6 protein-coding genes are annotated in these 9,318 nt (G+C 37.7%); 1 reads left to right on the forward strand and 5 read right to left on the reverse strand.

Annotated features, from left to right (window positions below; translation table 11 throughout):
• Positions 1-53: 53 nt before the first annotated feature.
• Positions 54-275: a hypothetical protein gene (locus FNN09_RS09560; RefSeq protein WP_143301896.1), complete on the reverse strand. Its 222-nt coding sequence runs from the start codon at positions 273-275 to the stop codon at positions 54-56.
• 847 nt (positions 276-1,122) lie between these two features.
• Between FNN09_RS09560 and nhaD the strand changes: the two genes are divergently transcribed.
• Complete coding sequence (nhaD, locus tag FNN09_RS09565; protein WP_255434077.1) at positions 1,123-2,484, forward strand: sodium:proton antiporter NhaD; 1,362 nt, start codon at positions 1,123-1,125, stop codon at positions 2,482-2,484.
• 298 nt (positions 2,485-2,782) lie between these two features.
• On the opposite strand, the gene FNN09_RS09570 is transcribed toward nhaD, so the two are convergent.
• From FNN09_RS09570 to FNN09_RS09585, 4 genes are all read right to left on the reverse strand, one after another.
• Positions 2,783-4,606: an alpha-amylase family glycosyl hydrolase gene (locus FNN09_RS09570; RefSeq protein WP_143301899.1), complete on the reverse strand. Its 1,824-nt coding sequence runs from the start codon at positions 4,604-4,606 to the stop codon at positions 2,783-2,785.
• Positions 4,607-4,739: 133 nt separating this feature from the next.
• Positions 4,740-7,049, reverse strand: coding sequence for a family 65 glycosyl hydrolase domain-containing protein (locus tag FNN09_RS09575; protein ID WP_143301901.1), 2,310 nt, complete (start codon positions 7,047-7,049; stop codon positions 4,740-4,742).
• Positions 7,050-7,113: 64 nt separating this feature from the next.
• Positions 7,114-7,767 carry a beta-phosphoglucomutase gene (gene pgmB / locus FNN09_RS09580; RefSeq protein ID WP_143301903.1) on the reverse strand — a complete coding sequence of 218 codons (654 nt, stop codon included), beginning with the start codon at positions 7,765-7,767 and terminating at the stop codon, positions 7,114-7,116.
• A gap of 13 nt (positions 7,768-7,780) precedes the next feature.
• A complete protein-coding gene (locus FNN09_RS09585; protein ID WP_143301905.1) occupies positions 7,781-9,184 on the reverse strand; it encodes an MFS transporter in 1,404 nt (467 codons plus the stop codon).
• Positions 9,185-9,318 lie beyond the last annotated feature (134 nt).

Raw genomic sequence — 9,318 nt, forward strand, 5'->3', positions numbered from 1 at the left:
CATGGGGGTACAGCAAGAAGCGGGGAGGTATTTAGCACAAGTAAGGAGTGTATTTAAAGTTGTATATTTTGTATGTTCCAACCATTTGTTTTTAAGCGCCTGAAAATTTCTGCAAGTTCGACCTTTACCCGGTGAATATGGCTTGGTGCTTCAAATATTGGCTGACGTATAATTTTTTTTATACGATCAACTCTAAAGTGATAGGACATTAGGATGAATACCAATTGATCCTCGTAATATTTTTTCTTCTCGGTGTAATTAAATTTTGTGTCCATTTGGCTAGCCTTTCGTTTTGTTAATAGTGTATTGCAAAAGTGCTATGATTTACACAAAACAAGAGCTCCAAAAAGATCATGTAAAAGCCTAAAACGCCCAAGTTGCTGTTTTAATAAATAGTGATCTTTCTCTTTAGAATTATATTTAAGCAATACCATGCTTGTTAACAGTTGTTTAGTGTGCATAATTCAAAAGTGTTGTTGGATCTATAACGCCAAACTCAGGTAAATAACTCCCTAAAGAATAATTACTTCGAAAAATATTCTACTTTTGCGGCCTCAATTGTTTCTGATGATAGCTTTTTGGCGCATAATTTTCTTTTCAATATTTATTATTAGTAGTGTTTCAACGAGCACTATTGCGTATGATTTATGCCCGAATGAAACACCCTATTGTTCTACCAAAAGTGTTTTTTCGCAGGATGATTCACATTCATCATTTTATCGTGATGGATTAGCTAGCTATGAGCTGGAAGATGAAACGTTCAAAGAAGTATACAAAAACAATCGGCTTAAGAAACATACTTATCTAGTTTGTTTGTCAAATGTGGGCAAGGGCCAATCAGCTCAACTCTTCAATTCTTTTATTCTTTTCGAAACCGACAATTCCCCTCCGGTTATTAGCTAAAGTTTTATTAAATCCGAAGTATCCATTATACGATAATTTTGTTGTCGAAATAATGAATTTAGGCGGATTAACCTTGGTTTAGAAAATCACACTTTTGGTATTTTACCTAGTGTGATGATGAGCATTAATGCTAGCCTGGGTTTTAACGAAGCAAGCCGCTTCCTTATCGTTAGTAAGCTAAAAGTTAATTTTTTAGAATAGATCAATATGTTTTTTTTAATGTTAGTAGTCTTTGTTGTAGGCTACGGATTAATTGTGTCTGAGCACGTTAATCAAATTAATAAGGCAGCCACTGCTTTGTTAATCGGAACAGTATTATGGGCTTTATATGCCTTGGGTGGAGATGAAATTCTGGCAATGGGAGCTAGTGTCTCATGGAAAGACTATACTGCTGCAGGTGGTTCAGACCTTGTTGCGTTTATTACACATCACGAATTATTTCATCACTTATCAGATATAGCATCCATCTTGTTTTTCTTGATAGGAGCCATGACCATTGTTGAGCTTGTGGATAAATATCAAGGCTTTAGAATAATAACAAGCAAAATTAAAAGCGACAATGTTATTCGTTTGCTTTGGATAATTAGTATTCTCACCTTTTTTATGTCGGCTGTGCTCGATAATTTAACCACCACTATTGTATTAATAACCGTACTTAAAAAGATTATAACTAAGCAGGAGAACCGGTGGGTCTTTGCCAGTGTGGTTGTTCTCTCGGCTAATGCAGGTGGAGCGTGGTCGCCCATTGGCGATGTAACAACCATAATGTTGTGGATTGGAGGACAAGTTACCGCTAGTCACATTGTAGGAAGCTTAATACTACCCAGCTTGGTAAATATGCTAGTATCAACTATGCTGTTCAGTTTCTTTGTTGTAAAGGGGCAGACTGTTAGGCCTGTTTTACCCGCTAATGAAATTTCGGCTTTTACATCTAGGCGCGAACAGGTTTTTATGCTCATCTTAGGTACATTAGCCTTAGTATCGGTGCCTGTTTTTAAAACGCTTACGCATCTACCGCCTTTTATGGGCATGCTTTTTAGCTTGTCTGTTATGTGGATTATGACGGATCGATATCTGAAAAAACGCAGTGCTGAAGATAAGCGCACTCTAACAGTTACAGCGGCCTTAAAAGCGGTAGATATACCAACTATTTTGTTTTTTCTTGGAATATTAAGTGCTGTAGCAGCTTTACAATCAGCTGGTCATTTAGATATATTATCCATTTACTTGAAAGAATCAATCAGTAATATTTATGTGCTTAACATGTTAATTGGCGGTTTGTCGGCTATTGTCGATAATGTGCCATTGGTAGCCGCATCGATGGGCATGTATTCTATTGCAGGAGTAGAGGCAACAGGTGCTGCTATGGATTTTATGCAGAATGGACACTTCTGGACTTTCTTAGCCTATTGTGCTGGTACAGGTGGGAGTATGCTAATTATTGGGTCGGCATCAGGTGTTGCTGCTATGGGCTTAGAGAAGATCAATTTTATGTGGTACCTAAGGCGTATATCCTGGATTGCTTTGCTTGGCTATTTAGCAGGTGCACTAACTTATTATTTGCAAACAAACTGGTTTTAGTTCAAGGAATCCAATAAGTAAAAATCAAATAATCATGAGCAACAATAAAACAAATAAATATAGTGAGCTAAATGTCACTAGACAGTTTCCGTGTACTTGGATTAGTGTAATTGTTATTACAGTTCTTGTTCTAATGGTACGTCTTATATTAGGTCTGATGTAATTAATTTGCTTGGTCTTGTAATTTTAAATTGTGCTACATTGAGTGTTTACATAAGCGGTTAACTTATTGATGTGCAGTTGATGGTACTCAGTAGGTTTATCGCTTCTTGTAAATTATCTAACAATAGTACTATACTTATTTTTTTAATTCTAAAATGGCAATGCTTTTGGGTTTAATATTTATGTCATTTAATTTACTATAACGGTCGTTGTTGCTAACATCATTAAATTTTCGATACGAATTTAAATCTTCACCAAATAGGGTTTCATCAACCCTATAATCCATGTTGTTTGAGTTATTGATAATAATTAATAGTGCTTCATCATTATTTGATCTGGAAAAGGCATATACCTCATCGTTGATAAAATAATGGTAGAAATCACCCATAAAAAAATCTGCATTATTCCTACGCCAGCTTAATAGCTTCTTTAGTTGTTTGTGCCACATTTTGTGTTCGCTACTCATCCCCAAACCTGAGAATGCATTCTGCTCGTCATCGGCCCAACCTCCTGGGAAATCCTTTGATAGATTACTTAAACCTTTACTTTCTAAACCCGTCATCAGGCACTCGGTACCATAATAAATGCGAGGAATACCTGGTGTAGTTATCAGATGCTTAAGCATCATCGTAATTTGCTTAATGTCGTTGTCGGCATTTGTAAAAGCTCTGTTTTGTTGGTGATTATCAAGCATTATAATATTGCTTAATTGTGTTTTGTGTACTGCCTGGCGATGATATGAATAAAGCGTTTTAATGCCAATTGAAGCTTCTTCAAAAATAGTAAATGCATCGGCAATGGCATGCGCATGATAGTAGTCGCAAACAATGGTTGGTAGGGCCTCTGATAAGGGACTCCAATAGGTGTTTTGTTCATTATATGTGAGGTTGTCAATCACAATAGTGAGCGTGGGATATTCTTTTTGCAAAGCCTGATAAAAACGTTTGATAAATAATGGGGTGTTGCGTGCTGCTTGTTCAATTTTGATGTATTGTAAACCAGTTGCTTCAATCCACCAAATGCAATGTTGAATAATCGACTGAGCCACAAAGTCATGAGATTGGTTGATGGTTGGGAAGTTAGAATATTCCCAAATAACTCGATTATTCTTTTTGCTTGTCTCGTTAATATATGGATCAATTAATAAGTCATTATCAGGAGCATCCCATTCATAGTTATAATTTTTTGTGTAAAAATAGGCTTCATCAAACATGTGCTTATACCAACTATGGTAGTTGCCAACCTGGTGCAATACAAAACTTTGAATGAATTTTAATTGATATACATTACAGCTGTCAACCAGGTTTTTATAGTGTTCCAATGTTCCTAGGCGTTCATCAATCTTGTAATGGTTAGTAGGAGCCATTCGTTTGTACGAATTAGTCATTAAGTTACTTTCTAAAACGGGCATTAACTCAATGGCTGTGAACCCCAAATTATTAATGTACGATGTTTTAGATGCAATGCCTTCCAAATCACCTCCATGTACACCTGTTGGGTTTAACCTGTCGTTTTTCTCAAAGTAGGATTCTATGTCATCGTTTTTTGTATTGGCATTACAAAAACGATCTGGCAAAATTTGATAGATAACATCTTTTGCACTAAGCGGCGTAATGGGCTTTTTCTCTTCCCGATCCAGTATGTTAAACGGGATGGCAATGGGTTTTTGACCTTTGGATTGAATAACGATGTGGACCATACGTGCTTCAGCAGTGGGGGGTATGGTGATATGCAGAAAATGGCTGTTGGGGTGGGTTGTAGGGTAGTGTTTGTTTAATTGAATAGTGGAGTCGTTAATGCTGATATCTAGAATGTTAAGAGGAGCATTTTCAACTAGTAGAATAATTTGATTATGCTGCATATTAGTCCACCAATTACTCGGGCTAATGCTTATTTCCTTGGCTATACTATTACCTATGAGCACAGTAGCCAAACATAATGCAAGGATTATTCGTTTCATTGTAGATGCTTTATTAGATGTGTATCGTGTTAACAACAAGTTAGATAAAGCAACTAAGGATATCAAGTTGATAAAAGTTAAAACATAAAAAAAAGGAACCGTAAGGCTCCTTTTAATATATTGTAACAGTTGTTTATGCAGGTATTGATTTCGATAGACCTGGTTCAATAACTAATTTTTGGTCACGTACTGTTAATTCAATATTGCTTTGTGCATGCGAGATAATAACAATCTCTTTTGAATTAACTACTACTTCAAGGTCATTACCCAAAAAGGATATTTTAAATGAATACTCTTGCCATTGCTGCGGAATAGTTGGATTCAGAAACAGCTGCCCATCGTGAACGCGTTTGCCGCCAAAACCTTCAACAATTGCCATCCATGTACCAGCCATACTGGTAATGTGCAGTCCTTCGTGCGCCTCGTGGTTATAATCATCTATATCTAAGCGTGAAGTGCGAAGATACATCTCATATGCCTTTTTGTAATCGCCAATTTTAGCAGCTAAAACAGTATGCACACATGGCGATAGCGATGATTCATGAACTGTACGTGGCTCATAGAATTCAAAGTTACGCTTGATGGTTTCTAAATCATACTCTTCTTCAAATACATAAATACCTTGCAGTGTATCTGCCTGTTTGATGTAGCAACTGCGTAAGATACGATCCCACGACCAGTATTGGTTGATTGGTCGTTCGGCAGGATTCAAATCTTTAACCAGGATTTGTTCCTTATCCATGAAACCATCTTGTTGCATGAACACCTGAAGTTTTTCGTTGTATGGGAAATACATGTTACCTGCAATTTCTTTCCAACGTTTAACCTCTACATCATAATCAAAGCTAGTTTTGTCAATAATGCTGGCGTACTTAGCTGCATCCATGGTTTTAACCTTGGTTAAAGCTTCAACGGTGTAGTTTAAACACCAAACGGCCATCTTATTGGTGTACCAGTTATTATTGATGTTATTCTCGTACTCATTTGGGCCTGTTACGCCAAGCATCACATATTTCTGACGCTCTTCAGAGAAAGTAACTCTTTGACTCCAGAAACGTGAAATACCCATTAATACCTCCAAACCATATTCAGCTAAATAAGCTTCGTCGTTGGTGTGGCGTATGTAGTTGTGAATAGCAAAAGCGATGGCTCCGTTACGGTGAATTTCTTCAAAGGTAATTTCCCATTCGTTATGACACTCTTCTCCATTGATTGTAACCATTGGATAAAGTGCAGCACCATTTTTAAAACCTAACTTTTCGGCATTTTTAATGGCATTTTCTAAATGTTTGTAACGATAAATCAAAAGATTTCGAGTTACATTAGCTGGCGCTGTGGCAATAAAGAAAGGCACACAGTAGGCTTCAGTATCCCAATACGTTGATCCTCCATATTTTTCGCCTGTGAATCCTTTTGGACCAACATTAAGGCGTTCATCTTCACCTGTGTAGGTTTGATTTAGATGGAAAATATTAAAGCGGATGCCCTGCTGAGCTGCTACATCACCTTTAATGCGGATGTCACTTAATACCCATTTGTCGGCCCACATTTTAACGTGGTCTGATAAAAGAGCATCATAACCTTTAGTAAAGCCGCTATTGGTTACTTGCTTGGTCGCAGCAAGTAACTTATCCTTATCGTAGTTGAGTGAGCTTGTCACTCCAGCTATTTTCTCAATGGTGAAACATTCACCTTCTTTAATAGTTCGTTCAATGCGATTGGCAACCCAGCTTTCTTTCTTCAGAACTTCTGGAGATATATTTAATGGAGAGTCGCCAATTTTTGCTGAAATTTTCATTCCAAAACCAACTCTAAAACCAATTTTTTTTGTTTCAGTAACGAGGTAGGCTTCGCCAGCATGGGCTTCCATATCAATGATGTTCCAAAACTTCTCATCGTAATTGGAATCTTCGTTTTCAACATCGCCATCTAGGTAGGCTGTATAGGCAACCTTACCATCGAAATTGAGGGGGGTAACCGAATAGCGGATAGCGCCGTTTTCAGTATCGGCCATGCTTACAAAGCGTTTGGCTGAAACCTGAATCTTTTTACCATCGTCAAGTATTGCAGTGAATTCGCGTAACAAATAACCTTCTTTCATGTTAAGTGTTCGTGTGAAGTTCTCTGTTTTACAGGTATATAAATCCAGATAATGACCATCGATTTGAACATCAATACCAATCCAGTTCGGACTATTTAATACTTTTGCAAAATATTCAGGATAACCATTTTTCCACCAACCAACACGTGTTTTGTCGGGGTAATAAATACCAGCAATATAGCTACCTTGTAATGATGGTCCAGAATAGGTTTCTTCAAAATTGGCTCTGTGTCCCATTTTACCATTTCCCAAGCTGAATATGCTTTCAGATGATTGATGGTTATCAGGGTTGAAGCCCTCTTCTATAATGCACCACTCGTCGTGTTTTAAATACTCTTTCATTGTAATAGGTTTAAGATTTGTAGTTGGTGACCGTAGTCACTTTTCATCAAAACCGTTTAATCTCTTAATCTAATTTCATTAGTTTCTCATAGCTCATTTGGTGCAAGCCATCTATAACTAAATTAGCTTTGCCCAAAACATTGGGTGAACCAATTCCTACGCACCTCATGTTCCCAGCTAATGCGGCCTCAACACCTGCTTCTGCATCTTCAAAAACAACACACTCTTCAGCTTGAACATTTAATGCTTCTGCGCCTTTTAAGAATACTTCCGGATCGGGCTTTGCTTTGCTTACTTTAGTACCGTCAATAATGGCTTCAAAAAGATCGGTGAGCTCCAGTTTATTTAGAATCGTCATCGCATTTTTGCTTGCCGAGCCTAGTGCTATTCGAATGCCTTTTTCTTTTAGTTCGAGTAACAAATCTTTAGCACCATCTAAAATTTCGTCGGGCTTCATTTGTAAAATGAAAGTTCGGTAGTTTTCATTCTTTTTGTCGGCTAAGCGTAGCTTTTCTTCCTCACTTAATGAAACGCCACCAATTTCCAACAGAATATCCAATGAGGTCATTCTGCTGACTCCTTTTAAGCGTTCGTTGTCTTCTATAGTAAACTCGAAACCCAGTTCATTGGCCAACTCCCTCCAGGCTATGTAGTGATACTTTGCAGTGTCTACAATAACCCCATCTAAATCAAATAAACAAGCTTTTATTTGTCCCATTGTATTCTATAATTTAAGACTGTTCTTTTGTGTTTTTTGTAGTGACAAAGAATACTGAAATTGCGCCCAGTATCATCATAGCTCCTGCTAAGGCAATCATATAAATTGCTTCGCCATCAAAAAAGTACTTTAAAATTGTTCCGGCTACCAAGCCACTTAAAATTTGTGGACCTGCAATAGTAAAATTGAAAATGCCCATGAATACGCCCATCTTGTCGGCAGGCAGTGATTCAGATAAAATGGCATAAGGCATGGCTAGTATAGCAGCCCATGCAATACCAACACCAAGCATTGGAATCATCCACATCACCGCGCTTGAAGGCACATCAACTTGTGTAAATAGCAGGTTAAGGTGAACCATGTCTCCACCATGTAAGAATAGAGTCATTATATAACTTACACCACCCAACAATAAGGCTGTACTGTAAACTGTTTTTCGACCTATAGTATTGGCTAGTTTAGTCATTAAGACGGAGAAGATGGCTGCAAATAAACTATAACCGGCAAATAAAATACCAATCCAGTCACCAGCATCTTGTGCCGCTTGTGATGTGCTATCACCAATTTCGCAGCCCCAAACATGTTGAGATACTGCAGGTGTAAAGTATACCCACATAATATAAAGGGCAAACCAACTGAAGAATTGAACAACAGCCAATTGAATCATTGTTTTAGGGGTGATTTTCAATAATCTGAAAAAGCCCATGATTCCTTTGTACTGAGGATCTTCAGCCTTTTGATCATCAATCCCTTTGTAGGCAGCATATTCTTCTGGTGGATACTCTTTCGTTTTTATTACTGTCCAAACAACTGAGCCTAGCAAAGCAGCACCACCAATATAAAACGACCATATAACAGATGGAGGCACTTGTCCTTCTGGAGCAGTGTTGGCAATGTTTAACGAATTAGTTAAAACAAACGGTAAAATGGAACCAATAACAGCACCTGCATTAATCAGGAAACTCTGCATCGAGTAACCAAGGTTCCGCTGCTCAGGAGGCGTCATGTCAGCCACCAAAGCTCTGAAAGGTTGCATGGTAATGTTAAATGAGCCATCCATTAAGGCAAACATGATTAAACCAAAAAGTAATACCGGCATTATGGCAATAGCGATTGATGCATTGGGCATTAGAAACATGGATAAAGCTGCAATTACCGCACCTACTAATATATAGGGGCTTCTTCTTCCAAGTTTATTCCATGTTCGATCACTCGCTGAGCCAACAATTGGTTGAACGATTAAGCCCATAAGTGGAGCTGCAATCCAGAATAATGGCAAAGCATGTAAATCTGCTCCTAAATTGGATAAGATACGACTAACATTGGCACTTTGAAGTGCAAATCCCATTTGTATACCCAAAAAGCCAAAGCTGACATTCCAGATCTGCCAAAAGGATAGATGAGGCATTTTTTTCATGTGTTTATAATTTTGTTATTCTCTGACATAGAGTTTGTTTCAAAATAAGTTGTAAACGCCAAGAAGTTAAATTTTCATGTTCATGCTCGAGGCAATAGTCCTGTGTGCTTAGCGTTTGAAGTCAGTTTCATATA

Origin of the sequence: Carboxylicivirga sp. M1479, from assembly GCF_007097485.1 — a bacterium.
In the GTDB taxonomy this organism is placed as follows: domain Bacteria; phylum Bacteroidota; class Bacteroidia; order Bacteroidales; family Marinilabiliaceae; genus Carboxylicivirga.